The sequence below is a fragment of the Actinosynnema pretiosum genome, assembly GCF_024171695.1.
Lineage (GTDB): Bacteria > Actinomycetota > Actinomycetes > Mycobacteriales > Pseudonocardiaceae > Actinosynnema > Actinosynnema pretiosum.
On sequence record NZ_JAMTCF010000004.1, the window covers coordinates 461,800 to 485,031 of the forward strand.

Annotated in this window: 20 protein-coding genes; 14 read left to right on the forward strand and 6 right to left on the reverse strand. The window is 72.7% G+C overall.

The window, feature by feature from the left end:
* Positions 1–7 precede the first annotated feature (7 nt).
* A complete protein-coding gene (locus LV78_RS11175) occupies positions 8–2,416 on the reverse strand; it encodes an NACHT domain-containing protein (RefSeq protein WP_253844823.1) in 2,409 nt (802 codons plus the stop codon).
* Between the two features lie 806 nt (positions 2,417–3,222).
* Positions 3,223–4,017 (reverse strand): alpha/beta fold hydrolase, encoded by a 795-nt coding sequence (locus tag LV78_RS11180; RefSeq protein WP_253844825.1) that lies wholly within the window; start codon positions 4,015–4,017, stop codon positions 3,223–3,225.
* 47 nt (positions 4,018–4,064) lie between these two features.
* On the opposite strand from LV78_RS11180, the gene LV78_RS11185 reads away from it, so the two are divergent.
* A complete protein-coding gene (locus LV78_RS11185; RefSeq protein WP_253844827.1) occupies positions 4,065–4,445 on the forward strand; it encodes a RidA family protein in 381 nt (126 codons plus the stop codon).
* Here the strand turns inward: LV78_RS11185 and LV78_RS11190 are convergent.
* A complete protein-coding gene (locus LV78_RS11190; protein ID WP_253844829.1) occupies positions 4,423–4,896 on the reverse strand; it encodes a CoA-binding protein in 474 nt (157 codons plus the stop codon). The two genes, LV78_RS11185 and LV78_RS11190, sit on opposite strands and share 23 nt — an antisense overlap.
* A 95-nt stretch (positions 4,897–4,991) precedes the next feature.
* Between LV78_RS11190 and LV78_RS11195 the strand changes: the two genes are divergently transcribed.
* On the forward strand, positions 4,992–6,275 hold the full coding sequence (locus LV78_RS11195; protein WP_253844830.1) for a PI-PLC domain-containing protein: 1,284 nt from the start codon (positions 4,992–4,994) through the stop codon (positions 6,273–6,275).
* A 744-nt stretch (positions 6,276–7,019) separates the two neighbouring features.
* On the opposite strand, the gene LV78_RS11200 is transcribed toward LV78_RS11195, so the two are convergent.
* A complete protein-coding gene (locus tag LV78_RS11200) occupies positions 7,020–7,535 on the reverse strand; it encodes a DinB family protein (protein WP_253844832.1) in 516 nt (171 codons plus the stop codon).
* A 396-nt stretch (positions 7,536–7,931) separates the two neighbouring features.
* On the opposite strand from LV78_RS11200, the gene LV78_RS11205 reads away from it, so the two are divergent.
* The 7 genes from LV78_RS11205 (at position 7,932) to LV78_RS11235 (ending at position 15,383) form a co-directional block, all read left to right on the forward strand.
* Positions 7,932–8,903: a hypothetical protein gene (locus tag LV78_RS11205; protein ID WP_253844834.1), complete on the forward strand. Its 972-nt coding sequence runs from the start codon at positions 7,932–7,934 to the stop codon at positions 8,901–8,903.
* Between the two features lie 676 nt (positions 8,904–9,579).
* Positions 9,580–10,182, forward strand: a complete 603-nt coding sequence (locus LV78_RS11210; RefSeq protein WP_015804243.1) for an ANTAR domain-containing response regulator — start codon at positions 9,580–9,582, stop codon at positions 10,180–10,182.
* A 313-nt stretch (positions 10,183–10,495) separates the two neighbouring features.
* Entirely contained in the window at positions 10,496–11,674 is a 1,179-nt protein-coding gene (locus LV78_RS11215) for a branched-chain amino acid ABC transporter substrate-binding protein (protein WP_253844836.1), read from the forward strand.
* 125 nt (positions 11,675–11,799) lie between these two features.
* Positions 11,800–12,762 (forward strand): branched-chain amino acid ABC transporter permease, encoded by a 963-nt coding sequence (locus tag LV78_RS11220; RefSeq protein ID WP_253844838.1) that lies wholly within the window; start codon positions 11,800–11,802, stop codon positions 12,760–12,762.
* Positions 12,759–13,916 (forward strand): branched-chain amino acid ABC transporter permease, encoded by a 1,158-nt coding sequence (locus LV78_RS11225; RefSeq protein ID WP_015804240.1) that lies wholly within the window; start codon positions 12,759–12,761, stop codon positions 13,914–13,916. Before LV78_RS11220 ends, LV78_RS11225 begins: the two co-directional genes overlap by 4 nt.
* Positions 13,917–13,948: 32 nt before the next feature.
* On the forward strand, positions 13,949–14,689 hold the full coding sequence (locus LV78_RS11230; RefSeq protein WP_096498030.1) for an ABC transporter ATP-binding protein: 741 nt from the start codon (positions 13,949–13,951) through the stop codon (positions 14,687–14,689).
* A complete protein-coding gene (locus tag LV78_RS11235; protein WP_015804238.1) occupies positions 14,679–15,383 on the forward strand; it encodes an ABC transporter ATP-binding protein in 705 nt (234 codons plus the stop codon). Before LV78_RS11230 ends, LV78_RS11235 begins: the two co-directional genes overlap by 11 nt.
* A 74-nt stretch (positions 15,384–15,457) precedes the next feature.
* Here LV78_RS11235 and LV78_RS11240 read toward each other — a convergent pair whose 3' ends face one another.
* Positions 15,458–15,979: a DUF4352 domain-containing protein gene (locus LV78_RS11240; RefSeq protein WP_253844840.1), complete on the reverse strand. Its 522-nt coding sequence runs from the start codon at positions 15,977–15,979 to the stop codon at positions 15,458–15,460.
* Between the two features lie 4 nt (positions 15,980–15,983).
* Positions 15,984–16,394, reverse strand: coding sequence for a PaaI family thioesterase (locus LV78_RS11245; protein WP_253844842.1), 411 nt, complete (start codon positions 16,392–16,394; stop codon positions 15,984–15,986).
* A gap of 56 nt (positions 16,395–16,450) precedes the next feature.
* On the opposite strand from LV78_RS11245, the gene polA reads away from it, so the two are divergent.
* The 5 genes from polA (at position 16,451) to LV78_RS11270 (ending at position 23,199) form a co-directional block, all read left to right on the forward strand.
* The gene (gene polA / locus LV78_RS11250; RefSeq protein ID WP_308208701.1) at positions 16,451–19,117 is read left to right on the forward strand and encodes a DNA polymerase I; all 2,667 of its coding nucleotides are present in this window, start codon (positions 16,451–16,453) and stop codon (positions 19,115–19,117) included.
* A gap of 116 nt (positions 19,118–19,233) precedes the next feature.
* Complete coding sequence (locus LV78_RS11255; protein WP_253844844.1) at positions 19,234–19,431, forward strand: hypothetical protein; 198 nt, start codon at positions 19,234–19,236, stop codon at positions 19,429–19,431.
* A gap of 877 nt (positions 19,432–20,308) precedes the next feature.
* Positions 20,309–21,562: a Gfo/Idh/MocA family oxidoreductase gene (locus tag LV78_RS11260; RefSeq protein ID WP_253844846.1), complete on the forward strand. Its 1,254-nt coding sequence runs from the start codon at positions 20,309–20,311 to the stop codon at positions 21,560–21,562.
* A gap of 426 nt (positions 21,563–21,988) precedes the next feature.
* Complete coding sequence (locus LV78_RS11265) at positions 21,989–22,570, forward strand: AAA family ATPase (RefSeq protein ID WP_253844848.1); 582 nt, start codon at positions 21,989–21,991, stop codon at positions 22,568–22,570.
* The gene (locus tag LV78_RS11270; RefSeq protein WP_253844956.1) at positions 22,570–23,199 is read left to right on the forward strand and encodes a Rossmann-fold NAD(P)-binding domain-containing protein; all 630 of its coding nucleotides are present in this window, start codon (positions 22,570–22,572) and stop codon (positions 23,197–23,199) included. The genes LV78_RS11265 and LV78_RS11270 overlap by 1 nt, the downstream gene beginning before the upstream one ends.
* The last annotated feature ends 33 nt before the right edge of the window (positions 23,200–23,232 follow it).

A 23,232-nucleotide genomic window follows, 5' to 3' on the forward strand; every position in this document is an offset into this window, starting at 1 on the left:
CAGGCGCTCACCTCCCAGCGGAAGCCCCACCGGACCCAGCGGAAGCCCCACCGGACCCAGCGGAAGCCCCACCGGACCCAGCGGAAGCCCCACCGGGCCGGACCTGCCGCGCCAGCTCGGCCAAGTCGACCGGGTCGCACGCGGCGAGGTGGTCGCGCACCACGGCGTGCGGGAACCGCTGGTCACCGACCAGCAGCAACCGGTCCCGAGCGGTCTGCGCCAACGCCCCGCGCCCCAGCGGCAACTCGTCCAGCGCGAGCGGCTTGGCCAGCAGCTCGGCGATCCGGTCGACCGGCCGCACCACCAGTGGCAGCACCAGCAACCCGACCAGCACCCCGACCGACGGCGCCAGCGCCACCCCCGGATCAACCACCGCGCCCGCCCCCAGCGCACCCACGACCCCCAGCGCTCCCGCACCGGGAAGCCACCGGTGCGCACCGCTCACCGCGACCCCGAAACCCGTGCCAGCACGGAAACTCGACCGTTCGAGCTCCTCCGCGCCGATGTCACCGGACGACGTGCCACCAAGCGATGTGGTGTCGGGTGACGCGTCCTCCGCCGAAGCGCTGCCAGCAGACGAAGCGCTGCCAGCAGGCGAAGCACTGTCGGCAGGCGACGCGCTGCCAGGTGCCGTGCCGCCAACCGCGACGCTGTCAGCCGACACGTCACCACTCGCCGCGCCGCCCACCACCTCACCGGGCACGACTCCGCCGGGGACCCGGTCCACCCGCTCCCAGTCCGCAGGCAGCCCGGCCCAGACCTCCTCGACCCCGCCCAGGAACACCCCGACGACCGCAGCGGCGGCCAGCGCGGAACCCAAGGCCACCAGCAGGGATTCGCTCGGCCCGGTCAGCACCATCACCGACGCGGGCACGAGGGCGCACGCGATCGCCCAGTACAGGTCGCGCAGCAGCGCCAGCGCCAACCCGAACGCCACCGCCACCACCAGCCCGTACCGCAGCGCCCACGGCCACGGCGTGATCAACCAGACCAGCAGCCCACCACCAGCGGCGAACACCCCGGTGACCACCGCGCCCACCACGAACCCCGTTGCCGCCCAGCGAAAACCGCGCAGCAGCTCACCCCGGTCCCGCACCTGCCCGCGACCCGACCGCCGACCTCGACCGCGTCCCGCCGACCCGCGTCCCACCGGGAACCGACCCCAGGGCAGCGCGGCCGACCCCAGCGCCAGGACCACCGCAGGCAGCACGCCGACCGCGACGCCCACGACCAGGCAAGCCGCCGCCAGCGCGCCCGCCAGCGCGCCCGGCGCCACGCGCGCGAACAAGCGCCGGACCACGTCCGGCCCCACGAACCCCAGCCACCCCGTCCGGTGCGGCAGCCTGCCGCGCGCCACCAGGTCCCGGTGCTGCGGCGCCGCCGCCACGCGCGCCTGGAACCGCAGCGCCCGCAGCAACCGCTCCGCCCTCGGCACCCGCGACACCGCCTCGGCCACGTAGGTGTCCAGCACGCCCCGCCGGTAGTCGACCCGCCCGGCCCGGCGCGCGAGCACCAGCAGTCCAAGGGCGAGCGGGGTCCGCAGCTCGGTCCACAGGTCCGGCTGCTTCTCCAACTCGTCGCGCAACCCCGCCACGCGCGGCCCGCACGCGGCGAGCAGCGCCTGCACGTCCCCGCGCCGCACAGGCTCGACCCGCACCACCTCGTGCTCGGGCAGGCCGGGGAGATCCGCGTCCCGGCTGCACAGCGCGAACTGCGCCACCCCGAGAGCGGACACCTCGGCCAGGCACCGCGCCCGCTCGGCGGCGGACAGCTCGTCCAGCCCGTCGAACAGCAGCGCGAACCGCCGATCCTCCAACCACACCCGACCCAACCGAGGGCTGATCCGGTAGCGCGACTCGACCCGCGCAAGGAGCCACTCGGTGAAACCAGTATCCCCCCGCCAGGTCGCCAGGTCCACGACCACGGGCAGGGGTCTTGCGCCGTCGTCGCGCGCCCGTTCGAGCAGCGCCTCGGCCAGTTCCAGCAGCAACGTCGTCTTGCCCGCCCCGGCCTCACCGACCACGACCAGCGGCGCGCGCATCCTCGTCGGCAGCGACGGCCCGACCTTCGGCGCGACCCCAAGTTTCAACCGCACCTGCGCGGCCAGCGCCCGCTCCCGCTCCGCGCGCACGAACCGCTCCACCCGCTCCAGCGCGGCCTCCCGGTTGGCCGGGTGGTGCGGCCTGCGCTGCCGCCACCGCTCGGCCAGCGGCTCCCACGCCACCAGCACGCCCGCGACCGCGCACAACCCGGCGAGCGCGGGCCACAACCACGGCGCGAGTGGCCCGAGCACCCTGGGCGCGGACCCGCCGGTGGCCGCGTTGAAGGCGGTCGGCACGAGCACCAGGAGCACCACGGCGCCCACGGTCGACAGGGCGGCGGTGCGCGCGGTTCGGGCGAGCTGGCGGGAATCCATGCGGTCCTCTCGGCGGCTCCGCACGACGGTAGTGCTCGGGGAGCGCTCCCGGGTAGGAGTCGCGGTGCTTGTAGGGGCGGACCTGTCAGGATGATCACGAACGGGTTGCGGGAAGCGTTTTCCACCCGTGCTGACCAGGAATTCCGCCACGCGCGGATCGAGCAGCCCGATCGGTCGCCCACCACCGGGAGGCGTCGACGGGCCGCCGTGCGGACCCATCGGGACGGAGCCCGCCGGACGCGCGCGAGCACCCGGTCGGACGCACCCGGCGCGGACCGCGCGGCGTTCCGCCGAGCACCCGGCGGCACAACGGAGCACCCCGCGCGGTGCACGGGCCATCAGCGGGGCGAATGCGCCGGGGAACCGCCGGGGCCGCGCGCGAGGGCGGGGCTCCGGTCGTCGCGGGCCAGCCAGGCCACCAGCCAGACCGCGCTCAGGGGCGCAGTCCTCCGCCCACCACTGCCCGGAACCGCCCGAGCCGTGCGCGGGGAGCGCGACCGGCCGGTGCCGCAGCCGTCAGCCGGACCGCGTGCCGGGGCGCGTCGCCAACCGGACCCCGGTCACCGTTGCGCCGGAACGAGTCGAGCCGCACGCGGGGATCGCCATCGGCCGGTGCCGCAGCCGTCAGCCGGGCCGCGTGCCGGGGCGCGTCGCGAACCGGACCCCGGTCACCGTTGCGCCGGAACCAGCCGGGCCGCGCGCGGGCAACGCGACCGGCCGTCACCCGGACCGTGCGCCGAGGCCAGGTTGTCCGCCCACCCCGGCCGCCGGTCCACCCCCGAGCCGTGCGCTGGAACCGCGGAACCTCAGCCCCGCAGGAACTCCACCACCAACCGGTTCACCTCGTCCGGCCGCTCCAGGTACCCGTAGTGCCCCGCGTCCGCCACCTCCGCGTACCGCGCGCCGGGGATCGCGTCGGCCACCTCGCGGCACAGGTGCGGCGGCACCAGGCGGTCGTCCGCGAAGCCCACCACCAGCGTCGGCGCGGTGATCCCCCGGTAGGCGGCCAGCCGGGGCTCGAACTCCGCCAGCTCCAGCTGCGCCCTGACCCCGGCGTCCACCCCCTGCTCGGTGAACTCCAGCAGGTCCAACCAGTCCCGCGCCACGGCGGGGTCCCGCAGCGTCGCGGGGGACAGGTTCGACAGCGCCGACACCGCCGCCCGGTGCGCCGGGGGCGGGTTCACGCCCCGGTCGAACAGCTCCCGCTCGCCGCGCGCCAGGGCCAGCTGCAGCGGGTCCGCCCTGCCCGCCGTGGCCAGCAGCACCAGCGAGCGCACCAGGTCCGGCCGGGCCAGCGCCAGCTCCTGCGCCACCCGCGCGCCCAGCGACGTCCCGACCACCCGCGCCGGGCCGCCCAGCCGCTCGACCAGCGCGGCCACGTCCCCCACCAGGTCGTCGACGGTGAACCCGCGCGCGTCGGCCGGGAAGACGCCCCGGTTGTCGGGCGTGGCCACCCGGAACCCGGCGGCCACCAGCGCGGGCACCTGGTGCGCGTGCCACACCTTCCCGGACGCACCCGTGCCCATCACCAGGACGGCCAGCTCACCCTCCCCGGTCACGTCGTACCGGACGGTGGTCCCGTTCAGCTGCTCGGTCGGCATGGGCGCAGGCTAGCGATCAGCAGGCGGAGCACCGCTAGGGTCGCGCCATGAGACGCGCCATCCTGTCCGGTTCCACGTTCGAGGAGAGCATCGGGTACGCCCGCGCGGTCGTCGACGGCGAGTGGGTGCACGTCTCCGGCACCACCGGGTTCGACTACTCGACGATGACCATCGCGGACGACGTCGTGGCGCAGGCCGAGCAGGCGCTGCGCAACATCGCGGACGCGCTCGCGCAGGCCGGGGCCACGTTCGCCGACGTGGTCCGCGTCCGCTACTACCTGCCCGACACCGCGGACTTCGAGCCGTGCTGGCCCGCGCTGCGCGCCGCGTTCGGGGAGACCAGGCCCGCTGCCACGATGCTCAGCTGCGGCCTGGCCGACCCGAGGATGCGCATCGAGATCGAGGTCACCGCCCGGAAGGCCCGTTAGCGGCCCACTCGATGGCCGGGCAGTGGTCCATCACCATGTCCAGCCCGGCCGCCGTGGTCCGCTCGTACGCGGCCCGGTCCACCACGCCCAGCTGGAACCACACCGCCTTCGCGCCGATCGCGACGGCCTCGTCGGCGGTCTCGCCCGCGACCTCGGACCGGCGGAACACGTCCACGCAGTCCACCGGGAACGGGATGTCGGCCAGCGACGCGTACCCCCGCTCCCCGAGCACGGTCGCGGCCGAGGGGTGCACCGGCACGATCTTCTTGCCCTGCTGCTGGAGGAACCGCGCGACCCCGTGGGCGGGGCGCTCCGGGTTGTCGCCCAGCCCGACCACCGCCCACACCCGGCAGTCGGCGAGCACGCGGCGGATCGTCGCGGTGACGTCGTCCCCGGCCGCGCTCGTGCTCCCCGCAGTCGGGTTCTTCTCAGCGGACTCCTGTTCGGCCATGCTTCCACGATAGGCCTGCCCGAGGCCGACCGGACCGACCGAGACGATCCCCGGCCCACCTCGGCGCCGGGGTTTCGGAGAGGACCCCTGCCCCCATGCGCCTGCCCGCGCTCGCCGTGACCGCCCTGCTGGTCGCGGCCCTCCCCGCCACCGCCCTCGTGACCCCGTCCCCCCAGGCGGTGGCCGCCGAATCCGGCCTCCACTACCTCCAGAGCGCCACGAACGGCCTGAACGCCTCGGCGTCCGCCAGCCCGGTCCCGCTGCGCCGCCCGAAGGGCAACGAGGACCGCCAGCAGTGGAACGTCGTCGGCGACACCCTCCAGGAGGGCGGTCGCTGCCTCGGCCGCTCCGGCGACCAGGCCGTCCTGCTGGCCTGCGACAGCGCGGACGCCCGCTGGGAGGTCGTCGCGGACGGCGCGTCCCGCGTGCTGAAGGTCCCCGGCCAGAACCGCTACCTGACCACCGAGGGCGAGCAGGCGCGCGTGGGGACCCGCCGCGACACCTGGTACCTGACCCCGGTGAGCCCGACGCGCGTCGCCGTCCCGCAGGACGGCAGCCGCAGGCTGGACCAGGTCACCTTCCTGACCGCGCACAACGCCTACGCGAACGGCGTGGACGGCGGGTTCGCGCCGCCGTTCATCAACCTCGCGCCCAACCAGGCGCGCGGCATCGTGCAGCAGCTGGCGGACGGGGTGCGCGCGTTCCAGCTGGACATCCACCAGACCCCGGACGGCGCGATCCTGTGCCACAACAGCTGCACGCTGGTCAGCGGTCCGGTCGCGCTGAACGTGGACCTGCGCAGGCTCGTGGACTTCCTGGGGCGCAACCCGAACGAGGTCGTGACGGTGTTCCTGGAGGACTACGTCTCGGTGGACGTCCTGCGCGCCGAGCTGGCGAAGGTGCCCGGCCTGGCGAACGTGCTGTTCCGACCCGACCAGGCTGGCGTGCGGCAGAACGGGTGGCCGACCCTGGACGCGCTGCGCGCCTCGGGCAAGCGGCTGCTGATCTTCAGCGACGAGCCGGGCCGGGACTCGCTGGGCGTCATGTTCCAGCCGGACTGGACGGTGGAGAACTACTGGTCCATGGGCGCGGGCGTGGGCACCTCGGACTGGTCCTGCTACAGCCGCTGGTCGACCCCGCTGACCCGCACCGAACCGGGCTTCACGCCGCTGTTCGTGATGAACCACTTCCGCGACGTGCCCTTCACCGGGACGGCGACCTCGGACAACACCAAGCTGGCCGACCGCGCCCGCCGCTTCTGCGAACCGGCGGCCCGCAAGACCCCGAACTACCTGGCGGTGGACCACTACCACCTGGGCAACGCGCTGTCGGCGGTGGCGGAACTGTCCCGCGACCGCTTCCAGGCGGCGGCGCGCTGAGGCTGGCTTGACCGCCGGTGCGCGGGGTGCGGTGCGTGGGTTGCGGGGCGCGAGGCGCGGGTTGCCCGACCGGTTCTGGGCGAACACCACCTAGAACCGGGGTGCACCACGCGGAACTGGTAGCCCTGAACAGCACCGGGTGACACTGCTCGGAACGGGGAGCAGCGCCTGCGAACGGTCCGCACTACTTGCGAACGGTCCGCACTGCCCGTGAACGGTCCGCACTACCTGCGAACGGACCGCACTACCCGGCACCACCCGACCTCGGGTGGTGCCGGGAGGCGCCAGGTGGTGTCGAGCAGCGCCGAGCGGCACTGCTCGTCGCCGCTCGGCATCGAGCACTGCCCGGCACCGGCTGGTGCTGCCCAGCACTCGGCGGTGCCAAGCAGTGCCCAGCAGTGCCAGGTAGCGCCGAGCGGTCCGTGCCGAGTCGCCCGACGGACAACGGGTGCGCCACGCACAGCCCGACCGCCCGGCGGCACCCGTCCCGCGCCGCTTCTGAGGCACCTGACCCGTGCCGCTTCGACGGCACTCGCCCATGTCGCTTCGGCGGCACCCGTCCCCCGCCGCTTCGGAGGCACCTGCTCCGTACCGCTTCGGTGGCACTCGCCCATGCCGCTTCGACGGTGCCCACCCCAGCCGCTTCGACGGCGCGCTCAACGGCCCCGCGTCCCACACGACGCGGGGCGTGCCTCCGTCCGCACCGGGCTCGGTCGTGCTCCCGGTGAGCGCGACCGAGCCCGGTCACTCGCCCTTGGCCCCGTCCGCGAGTTCCCTGAGCAGGTCGAGGTGGCCCACGTGTCGCGCGGTTTCCTGCGCCACGTGGGACAGCACCCAGCGCACCGTGCGACCCGGCAGGTCGTCCTGCTCCGCTCCCCGCACCCGATCCCCTGGGCGCAGGCCCTCCAGCGCCCGCGCGCCGCGCGCCCACTCGTCCCGGTAGGCGGCCAGCACGGACTCCACCGAGTCCCCGTCGGCGACCAGCCACGAGGCGTCGGCGTCCGCGCCCCACAGCTCCGGCACGTCGCTCCCGCCCGCGATGATCGACACCCACCAGCGCTCGACCGCCACCAGGTGCTTCACCACGCCCAGCGGGCTCACCACCGACGAGGTCGGCAGCGGCGCGCGCACCGCCAGGTCGCGCGACAACCCGTCGACCTTGCCCACCACCGTGAGGCGCAGGAAGTCCAGGAACTCCACGGCCAGCCGCAGCTCGTCGTCCGCCGCCGCAGGCGGCCAGACCCGTTCGTCACCATCCATGCCGGGAACCCAACCACCCGAGCGCACCGGTGCGCGCGCGAAGGCAGCACGACGGCCGAGCGTCCACATGGGACCTCGGTGAACCCCGCGCCGTGAACTGTAGCGACCGGCACCGACAGAAACCGGCACCGACAAAGCAGGCCGCCCGCACAACCGCCGCCACCGGCCACCCCGGCGCGGCGCCCGGAAAACCCCGCTGACCGCGCCGGGACCGCTGGTACCCTCGAACCGGGCGTCCGGGTGGGGCGCCGGGCTGGAGCCGCTCCCCGGCAGAGGGCGGCAGATCCGCCGCAGGGCTCAGGCGCCCCCCTCCCGGAACCGCATCCCGATCCACCCCCAGAAGCGACGCCACCGCGTCCTTGTTCGCCGAGCCGGGCGGCGGGAACGAGGACCGGCATGTCCAAGACGTCGTTGACCGACCGCCTCGTCGCCCTGCGCAGGGCCGAGACCGGCGAGAACACCTCCCAGGCTGTGCCCGCCGTGCGGGCCGTCCTGTCCGACCTGCCCGAACCGGAGCGCGAGCGCCTGGTCGACGCCCTCAACGGCGCGGGCGACGCCCGAGGCCTGCTGATCCCGGAAGCGGCCTCCCGCGAGCAGCGCGAGCTGGAGTGCGCCGTCCTCCAGGCAGGCTCGGACGCGGGGACGCACCTCCAGCTGCGCCCGCCCGCGAGCATGCTGCGCCCGGCGCACGCCTTCCGCGCCGCCGAACCCACCCCGCACGGCCTGCGCCTGCACCTGGCCGAGCACGCGCTCGGCCCGCTCCTGCACGAGCTGCTCCCCAGGCTGGAAGCGGACGGCAGCGTCTCCGGGGTCCCCGGCCTGCGCGTCCGCAGGCACCCGCGCTCGATCGAGCTCCTCACCCCCGGCGTCCCGGCCACCGTGGTGCTGGCGGGCGTGGACGAGGCCCGGTGGCGGGAGGGCATGACCTACGTCCACACCCTCCTGCGCGACCGCGACCTGTCCCGCCGCTTCGCCGACGGCGACCTGCACGAGGCCGAGCGCGCGCACCTGGCCGAGTTCCCCCGCCGCTCCGGCCTGGCCTCCTCCGTCCTGCGCAGGCCCGCGCTGCTGGCCCCCGCGCCGTGGACGCGCACCATGACGCGGGACGACCAGTGGTGGCTGGAGTGGCCGATGGGCCCCGCGCTGCCCGCCGTCGTGCAGCGGCTCGTTCACCCGGTGGTGGGAGTTCCCGGACTGGTGGCCACGCCGGAGTCGGCCGAGAGCGCAACGCTCTCCGACGGCTGGTGGAGCCTCCACGTGCGGGTGGTCCAGGGCCCTGATCCGGCGAACGAGGAGGCGCTGGCCGCCATGCAGTGGCCCCCCGGTGTGACCGGTTGGTCCACCCGCAGGCCGGGCGATGACATTTGACGGGAGAACTCCGAGGGGAATTGCCCGCCCACGAGTTCACCCGGAAGGGAAAACGTTTGGCCGACTCACGAACGGGGGCGCGCTTTCGTTTGCGGAATGCGCGCGAGAGGTCGGACCGGACCCGGCCGGTTGACCACGCCCGGTGAGCGGCACGTTCGGTGACCAGTGGGTTCGCGGACACGTTCGGTGAGCGCCGCGGCCCGGTTCCGGGTTCCTTGAGGGGTGTCCGGGGCAATCGTTTGTGGGGTCGGCGGGGGAGCGGGAACCCGGCGGGCGGCCCCGAGCGTTGTGCGGGTGCGCGGACCGCTCCCGGAGCGGGCCGCGCGCGGTGCGGAGGGGTGACCGGAGGTCGCCCGGTGGGGTGGTCGATGCGCGACCGCCCCGCCCGTCCGCCCGGTCGCACGACCGCCCGCTGCGCCGAGGGGCGGCGCGGGGTCGTCCGGACGGGGTGGGGCGCGTGCGTCCGGCGCCCCGTCCCGGTTCGTGCGCGCCCGCGAACGGCCGCCGGGCGGGATCGGCGTGTTACCGGCGGGTTAACTTCTCCGGAGAGCCCTCCGGGAGCGGTGTCGGTGATCACGGACCGGTCCCCACGTGCTCCGGTCCCGCCACCGGTAGACTCGCCCTTCGCCCGTCGCATCCGCGTCGGACCTCAGCACACAGCGTCAGGAGGACCCCGGTGACCCAGGCTGCCGAGGCCCAGTCCCAGGCCGCGCCGCGCCGCGTGCTCGTGGCCGAGGACGAGGCCCTGATCCGGCTCGACCTGGTCGAGATGCTCCGCGAGGAGGGCTACGAGGTGGCCGGTCAGGCCGCCGACGGCGACGAGGCGATCACGCTGGCCAAGGAGCTGCGCCCCGACCTGGTCATCCTCGACGTGAAGATGCCCAAGGTCGACGGCATCGAGGCCGCGTCGGTCATCGCGGGCGAGCGGGTGGCCCCCGTCGTCATACTGACCGCCTTCAGTCAGCGCGACCTGGTCGAGCGGGCCCGCGACGCGGGCGCCATGGCCTACCTGGTCAAGCCCTTCGCCAAGCGCGACCTGGTGCCCGCGATCGAGCTGGCCATGAGCCGGTTCTCCGAGCTGCAGGCGCTGGAGCTGGAGGTCGCGGGCCTCAACGAGCGCCTGGAGACCCGCAAGGTCGTGGAGCGCGCCAAGGGCCTGCTGATGACCAAGCAGAACCTGAGCGAGCCCGAGGCCTTCCGCTGGGTCCAGCGCACCGCCATGGACCGCCGCACCACCATGAAGGCCGTGGCAGAGGCCGTCATCGAAAACTTCGGCTGAGCCTGCCGGACTGATCCACTCCGCAGACCCCGGCGTTACCTGAACGGGTAACTCCGGGGTTCTCGCATGTCCATTGTCGGTTACCCTCTGCAATACCTAGGTGACCACTCGCTATTTGATCCGAACTTGACGTTGTTAACGCGCGTGAATTTTTCGGTGACTACCGTCACGATGTGGACACAGAGCAGGCAGGCCACCTGTTCACGGAACGCAACTGAAGCTACGTTCCTGCCCTAACTCCACGCCCCCATGTGTCGGGGGTCCTCCGCTTCTCGGCGGAACGGTTGTGGTTGGTGTCATGGGAGGTATTCCGGTGTCAGGAGCACGACTCGGCCGAGTGCTGGCGCTCGCAGCGGCGTCCTCGCTGGTGCTCGCGGCATGCGCGGGCGGCGGCGGCGGCAGCAGCACGGGCAGTGGCGACGGCGACACGGTCAAGATCGGGTTCATGGGTGACCTCACCGGTGAGAACTCGGCGATCGTGATCCCGCCGCGCAACGGGGCGAAGCTGGCGGTCGACGAGTACAACGCCAAGAACCCCAAGGTGAAGATCGAACTCGTCGAGTACGACAGCCAGGGCAAGCCCGAGCAGGCCACCTCGCTCATCACGAAGGCCGTCGGTTCGGACAAGATCTCGGCCCTGATCGGCCCGGCCTTCTCCGGCGAGTCCAAGGCGATCGGCGGTGTGCTGGACCAGAACAAGATCCCCAGCATCTCCCCCTCCGCCACCAACCCCGGCCTGGCCGCCAACGGCTGGTCGTTCTGGCACCGCGTCGTGGCGAACGACGACGACCAGGGCCCCGGCATCGCGGACTTCCTGGTGAAGGCGAAGAGCCCGAAGAAGGCGTTCGTGCTCTCCGACGACCAGGAGTACAGCACCGGTCTGGCGGACGCCGTCGCGAAGGCGTTCGAGGGCGCGGGCGTCGCGGTCGAGAAGGACCGCTTCTCCAAGGACGCCTCGGACTACTCGTCCGTGGTCACCAAGGTCGCCTCGGCCAACCCCGACGTGATCGTCTACGGCGGCTACTACGCGCAGGCCGGTCGTCTGCTCAAGCAGCTGCGCGACAGCAACGTCACCGCGCCGTTCGCCTCCGGTGACGGCTCGCTCGACGCGCAGCTCGTCTCCGCCGCGGGCGCCCAGGCCGCCGAGGGCGCGATCCTCGCCTGCCCGTGCAACATCCCGTCGGCCGACGTGACCGGTCCGCTGAAGACCTTCTACGACAACTACAAGAAGGCCACCAACGCCGACCCGGCCATCTACGCGACCGAGGGCTACGACGCCGCGACCGCGTACATCAAGGCGATCGAGGCGGGCAACACCACCTCGGAGAAGATCAACGACTACCTGAAGACCGCGAACTTCGAGGGCGTCTCCAAGCCGATCAAGTTCAAGGCGAACGGCGAGCCCGAGAACAACGCCATCTTCATCTACCAGGTCAAGGGTGGCGTGCTGAAGCTGCTGGGCGCGGCCGACGAGGCCAAGCTCGAGGGCTGATCTCCCGGACGGTCACAGGCAAGGAAGCGCTGGGGAGCGGGCAGTCGTCGCACCGCGACGGCGCCGCTCCCCTCGTGCACTGCGACGTTTTCCCTCCCCGCCCCGTCTCGTGAGGCAGACCAGTCATGCTTGAAGATTTGACCAACCAGTTCCTACCCAGCACGGTGGGTGGACTGGTTATCGGCTCCATCTACGCGCTCGTCGCCCTGGGCTACACGATGGTCTACGGCGTCCTTCGCTTGATCAACTTCGCGCACTCCGAGATCTTCATGATCGGCACCATGGCGTCGCTCGTGACGATCACGGCGATCGCGCCCGCCACCCCGCTGACGGGCGTCGCCCTCATCGGCGTGATGGTGCTGCTCATCCTGGTGTCCGGCGCCATCTCCGGCGGCGCCGCGGTGCTCCTGGAGTTCGTGGCCTACCGGCCGCTGCGCCGCAAGGGCGCCACCCGCCTCACCGCGCTCATCTCCGCGATCGGCGCCTCGCTGTTCCTGCAGGAGCTGTTCGCGCTCGTCGTCATCCCGTGGCTGACCGGCAAGCCGGGGCGCAACCAGCAGTCCGCGGCTCGCATCGTCGACCGCGAGACCCTCTTCACCATCGGCAACGCCGACGTGCGCACCGACCACGTCATCGTGATCGTCGCCGCCGTCGTCATGATGGTCGCGCTCGACCGCCTGGTGAACCAGACCAAGATCGGTCGCGGCATCCGCGCCACGGCGCAGGACCCCGAGGCCGCCGTGCTGATGGGCGTCAACATCGACACCATCGTGCGCATCACGTTCCTGCTCGGCGGCACCATGGCCGGTGTCGCGGGCGCGCTGTACCTGATGGAGTACGAGAACACCGTCTACAACGTCGGCTTCGTGCTGGGCATCAAGGCGTTCACCGCCGCGGTCCTCGGCGGCATCGGCAACCTGCGCGGTGCGCTGCTCGGCGGCATCACGCTCGGCCTCATCGAGAACTGGGGCGCCATCTTCCTCGGGTCCGAGTGGAAGGACGTCATCGCGTTCACCGTCCTGGTGGTCGTCCTGATGTTCCGCCCGACGGGCATCCTCGGCGAATCCCTCCAGAAGGCCCGCGCATGAAAGGCAACGCTGTGTCTGGCAACTCGAACCCGTTGAGGCGCGTCGGCGCGCTGTTCGACGGCCTGAGGGACTGGTGGGAGCACGCCAAGACCTGGCAGCGCTACCTGGTCTACCTCGCCGCGATCGGCTTCGCCCTGATCCTGCCCGCCCCGTGGATCGGCTCGTTCATGTCGCCCGGCGCGGACTGGACGACCGTGCTGATCTACCCGGTCGGCGTGTACATCCTGCTGGCCGTCGGCCTGAACATCGTGGTGGGCCAAGCGGGCCTGCTCGACCTCGGCTTCGTCGCGTTCTTCGCGATGGGCGGCTACTCGGTGGCCTACTTCGGCACCCAGTACGGCTGGAACTACTGGGCCACCATCGTGATCGGCATCGGCCTGGCCGCCGTCTCCGGCGTCGTCCTCGGCGCCCCGACGCTGCGCCTGCGCGGCGACTACCTGGCCATCGTCACGCTCGGCTTCGGCGAGATCGTCCGGATCACCGCGAACAACACCGACGAGATCGGCGGCGCGCGCGGCATCACGAACATCCCGCACCCGCCGGACATGCTCGGCCTGGAGTTCCGGCTCGACCCCGCGCCGTACTACTACCTGATGGTCGCGGCGATCGCCGTCGTCATCGTCTTCTCGGTGCGGCTGCAGAAGAGCCGCGTCGGCCGCGCGTGGGCCGCGATCCGCGAGGACGAGGACGCCGCCGAGCTGATGGGCGTGCCGACGTTCAAGTTCAAGCTGCTGGCCTTCGCCATCGGCGCGATGATCGGTGGTCTCGCGGGCGGTCTGCACGCGGGCAAGGCGGTGTTCATCGAGCCGAACACCTTCCCGTTCATCCTGTCCGCGACGATCCTGGCCGCGGTCGTGCTGGGCGGCTCGGGCAACCTGCCCGGCGTCATGCTCGGCGCGTTCGTCATCGCCTGGCTGCCCGAGCGGTTCCGCGAGGTCAACTGGCTGGAGGACCTGCTCGGCCGTGACCCGTCCGAGTACCGCATCCTGCTGTTCGGCGGCGTGCTCGTGCTGATGATGGGTCTGCGCCCCGAGGGCCTGCTCCCGTCGCGGCGCAGGAAAGCCGAACTGCACGAGGGGACCGGTGGCATGGGCGCGCTCGGCGCCGAAGTCGCCGGGCCGGACACCGACGCGTCCACGGAGGCGGTCAAGTGAGCACCCCTGTCCTCAAGCTCGACAACGTGGTGATGCGCTTCGGCGGCGTCGTCGCGCTGCGCGGAGCGGACTTCCAGATCAACGAGGGCGAGATCTTCGCGCTCATCGGTCCCAACGGCGCGGGCAAGACCACGGTGTTCAACGTCGTCACCGGCGTCTACCAGCCCACCGAGGGGCAGGTGCTGTTCAACGGCGAGAAGCTCAACGGCACCAAGCGCTTCAAGATCACCAAGCAGGGCGTCGCCCGCACGTTCCAGAACATCCGGCTGTTCCACAACATGTCGGCGCTGGAGAACGTGATGGTGGGCGCGGACGCGCACCACAAGACCGGTGCGATCGGCGCGACGTTCAACCTGCCCTGGCACCGCAAGGAGGAGAAGCGCGGACGCGAGCTGGCGCGGGAGCTGCTCGACTTCGTGGGCATCTCCGCGCGGTCCACGGAGACGGCGAAGAACCTGCCCTACGGCGACCAGCGCAGGCTGGAGATCGCCCGCGCGCTCGCGACCGACCCGAAGCTGCTGCTGCTCGACGAGCCCGCCGCGGGCATGAACCCGGCGGAGAAGAAGTCGCTCCAGGAGCTGATCCGCAAGATCCGCGACGACGGCCGCACCGTCCTGCTGATCGAGCACGACATGAGCCTGGTGATGGAGGTCAGCGACCGCGTCGCGGTGCTGGACTTCGGCCAGCTGATCGCGGAAGGACTCCCGCAAGAGGTGCAGAACAACCCTAAGGTGATCGAGGCGTACCTGGGGGTGTCCGAAGATGCTTCTTGAGGTCCAGGACATCAACGTCCACTACGGCAAGATCGCGGCGCTCAAGGGCATCACCCTCGACGTCAACGAGGGTGAGATCGTCTCGCTGATCGGCGCCAACGGCGCGGGCAAGACGACCACGCTCAAGACGATCTCCGGACTGCGCCCGCTGACCAGCGGCAAGGTGCTGTTCGAGGGCGAGGACATCTCCAAGATGCAGGGCCACCGCAGGGTGCGCCTCGGCATCGGCCAGTCGCCCGAGGGCCGGGGCGTGTTCCCCGGCATGACGGTGCAGGAGAACCTCCTGATGGGCGCCTACACCAGGAAGGGCGAGTTCTCCGCCGACCTGGAGAAGGTGTACGGCCGGTTCCCCCGGCTCGCCGAGCGCAAGACCCAGTTCGCGGGCACGATGTCCGGCGGCGAGCAGCAGATGATCGCCATCGGCCGCGCGCTGATGACGAACCCCAGGGTGCTGCTGCTGGACGAGCCGTCCATGGGTCTGGCGCCGATGCTGATCGCGGAGATCTTCAAGATCATCCAGGAGATCAACGCCGACGGCACGACCGTGCTGCTGGTCGAGCAGAACGCCCAGCAGGCGCTGAAGATCTCGCACCGCGCCTACGTGCTGGAGACCGGGCGCGTGGTGAAGAGCGCGCCGGGCAAGGACCTGCTCGACGACCCGCAGGTCCGCGCCGCCTACCTCGGCGGTCACTGAGACCAGCTTAGGTCCGGACGAGGGCCCGACCACCCGCTGGGCGCGCGGTGGTCGGGCCCTCGGCCTTCGCCGGGTCACCCGAACCGGATCTCGGTGCCCTCCAGATCCTGCAGATCGGTGAGCGTGGGCCCGCCGAACGCGCGCAGCGCCACCGGCCGCGCGTCCTGCGGCAGGTCGAAGTACGCGTCGTACTCCAGCCGCACGCCCGCGCCGAGGTCGACCCGCTCCGGTTGCCGCTTGATCGTCATGGCCTGGGCGTCCTGCGGGTGCTCGCCGCCGCGCTCGTCCACCAGCGCGTGCCTGCGCGCGTCGAACAGGACGCTGCTGCGGCCGGTGTTCACCACGATCATCCGCACCCGCGCGAACCTGCCTTTCGCCCGCCACTCCGCGTGGCTGCCGATGACCACGTCAAGCCCGGTCGTCAGCCCCAGCAGGGTGAAAGCGGTGTCACCGTCCGAGGTGGTCGGCACGTCCAGCACCACCTCGTCCGGTCGCGGCGCCTCCACCGGGACCCGGTAGGCGGGCGGCGGCGGTTCCGGCGCGCTCGCCGCGCACCCCGCCAGCAGCGCGACCAACAGCGGCAGCGCGGCCCGCACGGGGTCAGAGCGCCTTGAGGAAGCAGGTCAGCCGCGCCGTGCACAGCCGCTTGCCGTCCTCGTCGCTGATCACGATCTCGTAGGTCGCCGTGCTGCGCCCCCGGTGCACCGGCTTGCACACGCCCGTCACCAGGCCCTCGCGCGCGGACCGGTGGTGCGTGCAGGACAGCTCCAGCCCGACCGCCACCCGGTCGGGGGCCGCGTGGGTCGCCGCGGCGATCGAGCCCAGCGTCTCCGCGAGCACCGCGTTCGCGCCGCCGTGCAGCAGCCCGTACGGCTGGCGGTTGCCCTTGACCGGCATCGTGCCGACCATCTCGTCCGCGTCCCACCGGGTGATCTCGATGCCCATCCGGGTCATGAGCTGCTCGTCGGCGAACGCCTGGTTCAGGCCGGGGAGCTGGTCGGGGGTCGTCATGTCGGGCGGCTCCACTCGGTTCGGCGCTGTCGGACCCTCACCCTAGACTCGCCCGCGTGAGCACCTCAGAAGCCTCCCGCCTGCTCCTGGTCGACGGTCACTCCATGGCCTACCGGGCGTTCTTCGCGCTGCCAGCGGAGAACTTCCAGACCGCCACCGGCCAGACGACCAACGCGGTCTACGGCTTCACGTCCATGCTCATCAACCTGCTGCGCGACGAGAAGCCGACGCACATCGCCGTCGCGTTCGACGTCTCCCGCCGCACCTTCCGCACCGAGGCGTACCCCGAGTACAAGGCTGGCCGCAGCGAGACCCCGGACGAGTTCCGCAGCCAGGTCAGCCTCATCCAGGACGTGCTGCGCGCCCTCGCGATCCCGTTCCTGTCCAAGGAGAACTTCGAGGCCGACGACCTCATCGCCACCCTCGCCACCCAGGCCACGGCGCTCGGTCAGAAGGTCCTCATCTGCACCGGCGACCGGGACGCCCTGCAGCTGGTCAACGACGACATCACCGTGCTGTACCCGGTGAAGGGCGTGTCCGAGCTGGCCAGGTACACGCCGGAGCTGGTGCTGGAGAAGCAGGGCGTGCCGCCGTCGCTGTACGCCGACTACGCGGCGATCCGGGGCGACTCCTCGGACAACCTGCCCAACACGCCCGGCGTCGGGCCGAAGACGATCGTGAAGCTGCTCGGCCAGTTCGGCGACCTGAGCGGGCTGGTCGAGGGGGTCGACCAGGTCAAGGGCAAGGTCGGCGAGTCGCTGCGCGCGAACCTGGCCAACATCCTGCTGAACCGGCAGCTCACCGAGCTGGTGCGGGACGTCGAGCTGCCGCTCGGGCCCGAGGACCTGGTCGCGCGCACGTGGGACCGGGACGCGGTGCACCAGCTGTTCGACCAGCTGGAGTTCCGGGTGCTGCGGGACCGGCTGTTCGCGACGCTGTCGACCGCCGAGCCCGAGGCCGAGGAGGGCTTCGAGGTCAGCGGCGGCGAGATCGCCGAGGGCGGGCTGGGCGCGTGGCTGCTGGCGCGCGCGGGCGTGCGCGTCGGCGTGGCCGCGCGCGAGTCCGACGGCGAGATCGAGGGGCTGGCGTTCGCCGCGGGCGGCGAGGGCGGGTACGTGCGGCTGGCCGCGCTGAACCCCGACGACGAGACCGCGCTCGCCGACTGGCTGGCGTCCGACGCGCCCAAGGCCGTGCACGACGCCAAGCCGCTGCTGCACCGGCTCCGCGCGCGCGGGCTGCGGCTCGGCGGGCTGACCAGCGACACCGCGCTCGCCGCGTACCTGGTGCGGCCCGGCCAGCGCTCGTTCTCGCTCGACGACCTGGTGCTGCGGCACCTGCAGCGCGAGCTGCGCGCCGAGGAGCCGGGCGGTGGGCAGCTGTCGCTGCTCGACGAGGAGGAGGACGAGAGCGGCAAGGCGGCCACGGCGGCCATCGTGCGCGCGTCCGCCGTCGCCGAGCTGGCCGACGTGCTCGACACCGAGCTGCACCGCACCGGCCAGGAGGGGCTGCTGGCCGACCTCGAGCTGCCGCTGCTGTCGCTGCTCGCCGAGATCGAGGGCATCGGCATCGCCGTCGACGACGAGCACCTGACCGGGTTGGAGGCGCACTTCGCGGCGGGCGTGAAGCAGGCCGCGCAGGACGCGTACTCGGTCATCGGCAAGGAGATCAACCTCGGGTCGCCCAAGCAGCTCCAGGTGGTGCTGTTCGACGAGCTGGGGATGCCGAAGACGAAGAAGACCAAGACCGGGTACACCACCGACGCGGACGCGCTGCAGAGCCTGTTCGAGACCACCCAGCACCCGTTCCTCCAGCACCTGCTCGCGCACCGGGACGTGACCAGGCTCAAGACGACGGTCGACGGACTGCTCAAGGCGGTCGCCGACGACGGGCGCATCCACACCACGTTCCACCAGACCATCGCGGCCACCGGGCGGCTGTCGTCCACCGACCCGAACCTGCAGAACATCCCGATCCGCACGGACGAGGGCAGGCGCATCCGCGAGGGGTTCGTGGTCGGGCCGGGGTACGCGGAGCTGATGACCGCGGACTACAGCCAGATCGAGATGCGGATCATGGCGCACCTGTCCGGCGACGAGGGCCTGATCGAGGCCTTCCGCAGCGGCGAGGACCTGCACACGTTCGTGGCGTCCAAGGCGTTCGCGGTGCCGACCGGCGAGGTGACGGCCGAGCAGCGGCGGCGGGTCAAGGCGATGTCGTACGGGTTGGCGTACGGGCTGTCCGAGTACGGGCTGGCGCAGCAGCTGCGCATCCCGGCCGCCGAGGCCAGGGAGCAGATGGAGGCGTACTTCTCGCGGTTCGGCGGGGTGCGCGAGTACCTCCAGTCCATCGTGGAGGTGGCTCGGAAGAACGGGTACACCGAGACCATCCTGGGTCGGCGGCGGTACCTGCCCGACCTGAACAGCGACAACCGGCAGCGGCGCGAGATGGCCGAGCGGATGGCGCTCAACGCGCCGATCCAGGGGTCGGCGGCGGACATCATCAAGGTGGCGATGCTCGGGGTGTTCAAGGCCCTGGAGGCCTCGGACCTGAGGTCGCGGATGCTGCTCCAGGTGCACGACGAACTCGTGCTGGAGGTCGCGGACGGCGAGCGCGCGGCGGTGGAGTCGCTGGTGCGCGAGCACATGGGCAACGCGTTCCAGCTCTCGGTGCCGCTGGAGGTCTCGGTGGGCGTCGGGCGCTCGTGGGACGAGGCCGCGCACTGACGGCGCGCGGGTGAGGTTTCCCGGCGGCGGGCGCGTGGCGCCGCCGCCGGGTGGTGGGGCGGGGTTCGTCGTGGGTGCCGCGCTGCGGGACGGGCGCGGTGGTCGAGCGTGCCCGTGTGGCGGCGGGGTTGAGCGCGGTCAGCGCGTCGCTGGCAGGCGCGGTGGTCGAGCGCGCCCGCGCGGCGGTCGGGACGGCGTGCCTGTCGGGTCGTCGGCAGGCGCGGTGGTCGAGCGCGTCCGCGTGGCGGCTGGGATGGCGTGCTGACCGGGGCGTGCGGGGCGGCTGGGCGGTCGTGTGCCGCAGGGCGGCTTGATGGTCGCGTGACGCGGAACGGCGTCCGGGCGGGGTGTCGCGGGGCGGTGTGCCCGGCGGCTGGGAATCGGGGCCGGTGACCCGAACGGCCGCCCGCGTGGTCGCGCAGCGTCGCGGGGGAGTGCTGAACCGGGTGCCGAGCGGCGACCCTGGTGGCTCCGCCCTGCCCTCCTGCCGCCCGACTGGCTGGCGGACGCGCGGGTGACGTGGTCCGGGCGCCGAGCTGCCCGGAGCTGGGGTGTCCGACCGCGAGTGCCTGACCGCGAGTGCCTGACCGCGAGTGCCTGACCGCGAGTGCCTGGCTGCGAGTGCCCGACCGCGAGTGCCCGACCGCGAGTGCTCGGCTGCGAGTGCCTGGCATCGGGCTGCCCTGCGTCCAGCTGCCCGGTGTCAGGTGGGTCATGGCTCGGTGACCAGCCACCTGATGCCAGGTTCCTGCTACCCGGCTCCTGGCAGTTGGCGCCCGTTGGCAGGCGCTCGATGGTCGGTGCCTGCTGCTGTCGGTGTTCGGGACCCGGTGTCGGAGTGCTCGGCGTGCTTGGTCTTCGGCGGGGCGCGCGGGGTATCAGGTGGTGCTCGGTGGTCGTGCCGGGTGCTGTTCGGCGGGGTTGATCAACGTGGGCGGCGGTTCAGCGCTGCGGGAAAGCCGCACGTTGGGCCTGGTCACCCGCGCGGGTTCGCCGCTACCGTGCTGGAAAGCGCTTTCCCCAATGCTGGGCCGGTTGGAGCAGCCTCGCTGGTGCTGGTGCTGGTGCTGGTGCGCGGGGGTCGGTGGTGTGCGAGGTCAGCGGCGTGTTGGGCCGGTGGCGCGTGTGATCGGCGGCGTGTGGGGTCTGTGCTGCGCGGGGTCCGTGGTGCGTGTGCGGGAGGGGTGGCTGATGCGGCGGTACGCGGTGGTCGGGACCGGGGCTCGGGCTCGGGTGCACGTCGCGGCCGTCGAGCGGTACGGGCGGCTCGTCGGGCTCGCCGATCCGAACTCCGCGCGGATCGCCGCGCACAACCGGTTGCTCGCCGCGCCCGTTCCCGCGTACCGGGCCGACGACTTCACCACCATGCTCGCCGAGCAGTCGGCCGACGTCGCCGTGGTCACCACCGTCGACCGGTACCACGCGCACTACGTCGTGGCCGCGCTCGAAGCGGGGTGCGACGTGATCACCGAGAAGCCCATGACCACCGATCCCGAGGGCGCCGCGGCGGTCGCGGAGGCGGTGGCGCGGACCGGGCGGCGGGTCGACGTCGCGTTCAACTACCGGTACCACCCGGTGCACGAGCGGGTCGCCGAGCTGCTCGCGGGCGGGGTGGTCGGGCGGGTCGGGTCGGTGCACTTCGAGTGGTTCCTGGACGTGCGGCACGGGGCCGACTACTTCCGGCGCTGGCACCGCGACAAGTCCTCCTCCGGAGGGCTGCTCGTGCACAAGTCCACCCACCACTTCGACCTGGTCAACTGGTGGCTCGGCGCCACGCCGGTCACCGCGTACGCCCAGGGCGCGCTGTTCTTCTACGGCGAGGACAGCGGCAGGCGGCACGGGCGGCACCGCGACTACGCGCGCGTGCACGGCTCGCCCGAGGCCGAAGGCGACCCGTTCGCGCTGCGCCTGACCGAGGACGACCGGCTGCGCGAGCTGTACCTGGACGCCGAGGCCGAGGACGGCTACCGGCGCGATCAGAACCCGTTCGCCCCCGGAGTCACCATCGAGGACGACCTGGCCGTCCTGGTCCGGTACGACACCGGGGCGAGCATGACCTACCACCTGACCGCGTACTCGCCGAAGGAGGGCTACCGGGTGGTGCTCAACGGCGACGCGGGCAGGCTGGAGCTGGAGGTGGTCGAGAGCTCCTGGGTGAGCGGCCAGCACGCGGCGGGCGAACCGGGCTGGGTGCGGCTGACCGCGCAGCCGCTGTTCGGCCGGGCGATCGAGGTGCCGACCGAGCACGGCGGCGGCCACCACCTGGCCGACGAGCGGATGACCGCCCAGCTCTACGGCCCCCCGACCCCGGACCCGCTCGGCCGCCGCGCCGACCACGCCGACGGGATCCGCTCGCTGCTCACCGGGTTCGCCGCGAACCGCAGCCTGGAGACCGGCCAACCGGTCGCGGTCGCCGACCTGCTCCGACCCCGGACCGCCACGTGACCGGCAGCCCTGAACCCTCACGTGACCGGTAACCCTGGATCGCCGCGCGACCGGCAGCGCTGGACCGCTGCGCGACCGGTAGTCCCGGACCGCTGCGCGACCGGTAGTCCTGGACCGCCGCGCGACCGGTAGTCCCGGACAGCGTTCTCCGGCTGGCGCTTCCCGAAATGGCGCTCTCCGAACGGCGCTTCCCCGGAGTCCGTCGCGCTTCACCGCCCCCGCCGACCTGATCCCCGCATCCCCCTGCCTCCGCCCACCCGTCGCCCCACTCGCCCCGGTCGCGTCACCCGTCGACCTGCCCGTCCCGCTCAACCCCATCACCCCCGATTCCCCGTCCCCAGGAAACCCTTGCCCCCAACGGGTGTCGTGCGAACCGCCCCGTTCCGCCTCCCCGTTCCGCGCCCTTCCCGGAGGTAGCCTGCGCGGGTGTCGCTGCTGGGACCCTCGGACGAGTCGCCGCTGACCCCGCGTCGCGCGCCGGTCGCAGGCGCTCCCGGCTCCGGGCGCACCACCCCGTCCGACCGGATCGACGAGTCGGCCGCCCTCCCGCGCCCCGTGCCGGGCTGTCGCTCCGGATGTCCCGGCCTGCGCTCCCGGAGCACCCCCGCGGCCGCCCGCCGCGCGCTGCCCGCCCGCCCCGGCCCGGTCGTCGAGCGGCAGTACCGCGCCGCCCGACCGGTCCGCACCGCCCGCGTCGACCTGCCCCTCCGGTCCGCCCGCCCGCGTGCCACGTCCGCGCGCGGGCCCGCCCACCCCAAGGCGCGCGGCGGGATCCGGTGCAGCGGAGACGCGAAACCACCCCTTTACACGGTGTTCACGGATTGGGAACACGTGGTTCTCTGGACGTGGAAGTCGCACGGCCGCACCCGCCACCACGTCGACGTCCTCCGCGCCAGCGGCGAACCGGCCCCGGTGGCGGTGCGGTCGCGCGGTCAGCGCGAGGTCGACGGGTGGCGCTCGGGGCCACCGCGGCCCGCGGCGGGGCGCGGGGAGGAGTCGGTTCGGTGATGGAGCGGGCGGTCGGCATCGGGAGCGCGCTGGTGCTGGGCGGGACCGGGATGCTCAAGGGGTGCTCGGACGAGCTGGTCGAGCAGGGTTGGCAGGTTGTGCTGCCGTCGCGGCGGGCGCGGCTGACACCGGGCCAGGCGGTGCGGGAGGCGGTGCGGCGGCGCGGGCACGTGCCGACGCCGCGCACCGCGGCGGTGGGCGCGGGCGCCGGGACGGGCGGGTCCGTCGTGCAGGTCGCGGCCGACTGGTCGCGCCCGCAGGAGCTCGCCGGCCTGGTGAACGACGCGCTGCTGCGACCGGCCGGGCTGCTGGTGGCGTGGGTGCACGACAGCTACCGGGTGCCGGTGCTGAACGCGGTCGCGCCCCTGCTGGACGCGGGCGCGCCGGTGGTGGAGGTGCACGACATCAGCGCGGTCAGCCCCACCGGGGGGCTGCCGGAGCCGGTGCTGCCCGGCCACCCGACGCAGCAGGTCGTGCTCGGGTTCGTGCGGCGGGACGGTCGGACCCGCTGGCTCAGCCACGAGCAGACCGCGAGCGGCGTGATGGAGGCGGTCCACCGGGCGCTCGCGGGCGACCCGCCCTCGGTGCGCCAGGTCGGCGAGGTCGACACCTGGGAAGTCCGGTACTAGCGGGAGCGGTGGTGGGCCCCGTGACCGGTCGCG

Coding starts and splice junctions, on each gene's coding strand:
- LV78_RS11185 (WP_253844827.1), top strand. CDS start 4,065: ATGAGACGCGCCATCCTGTCCGGTTCCACGTTCGAGGAGAGCATCGGG.
- LV78_RS11245 (WP_253844842.1), bottom strand. CDS start 16,394: ATGACGACCCCCGACCAGCTCCCCGGCCTGAACCAGGCGTTCGCCGAC.
- LV78_RS11270 (WP_253844956.1), top strand. CDS start 22,570: ATGGAGCGGGCGGTCGGCATCGGGAGCGCGCTGGTGCTGGGCGGGACC.
- LV78_RS11230 (WP_096498030.1), top strand. CDS start 13,949: ATGCGCTTCGGCGGCGTCGTCGCGCTGCGCGGAGCGGACTTCCAGATC.
- LV78_RS11180 (WP_253844825.1), bottom strand. CDS start 4,017: ATGCCGACCGAGCAGCTGAACGGGACCACCGTCCGGTACGACGTGACC.
- LV78_RS11175 (WP_253844823.1), bottom strand. CDS start 2,416: ATGGATTCCCGCCAGCTCGCCCGAACCGCGCGCACCGCCGCCCTGTCG.
- LV78_RS11200 (WP_253844832.1), bottom strand. CDS start 7,535: ATGGATGGTGACGAACGGGTCTGGCCGCCTGCGGCGGCGGACGACGAG.
- LV78_RS11205 (WP_253844834.1), top strand. CDS start 7,932: ATGTCCAAGACGTCGTTGACCGACCGCCTCGTCGCCCTGCGCAGGGCC.
- LV78_RS11225 (WP_015804240.1), top strand. CDS start 12,759: ATGAAAGGCAACGCTGTGTCTGGCAACTCGAACCCGTTGAGGCGCGTC.
- LV78_RS11260 (WP_253844846.1), top strand. CDS start 20,309: ATGCGGCGGTACGCGGTGGTCGGGACCGGGGCTCGGGCTCGGGTGCAC.
- LV78_RS11235 (WP_015804238.1), top strand. CDS start 14,679: ATGCTTCTTGAGGTCCAGGACATCAACGTCCACTACGGCAAGATCGCG.
- LV78_RS11195 (WP_253844830.1), top strand. CDS start 4,992: ATGCGCCTGCCCGCGCTCGCCGTGACCGCCCTGCTGGTCGCGGCCCTC.
- LV78_RS11220 (WP_253844838.1), top strand. CDS start 11,800: ATGCTTGAAGATTTGACCAACCAGTTCCTACCCAGCACGGTGGGTGGA.
- LV78_RS11190 (WP_253844829.1), bottom strand. CDS start 4,896: ATGGCCGAACAGGAGTCCGCTGAGAAGAACCCGACTGCGGGGAGCACG.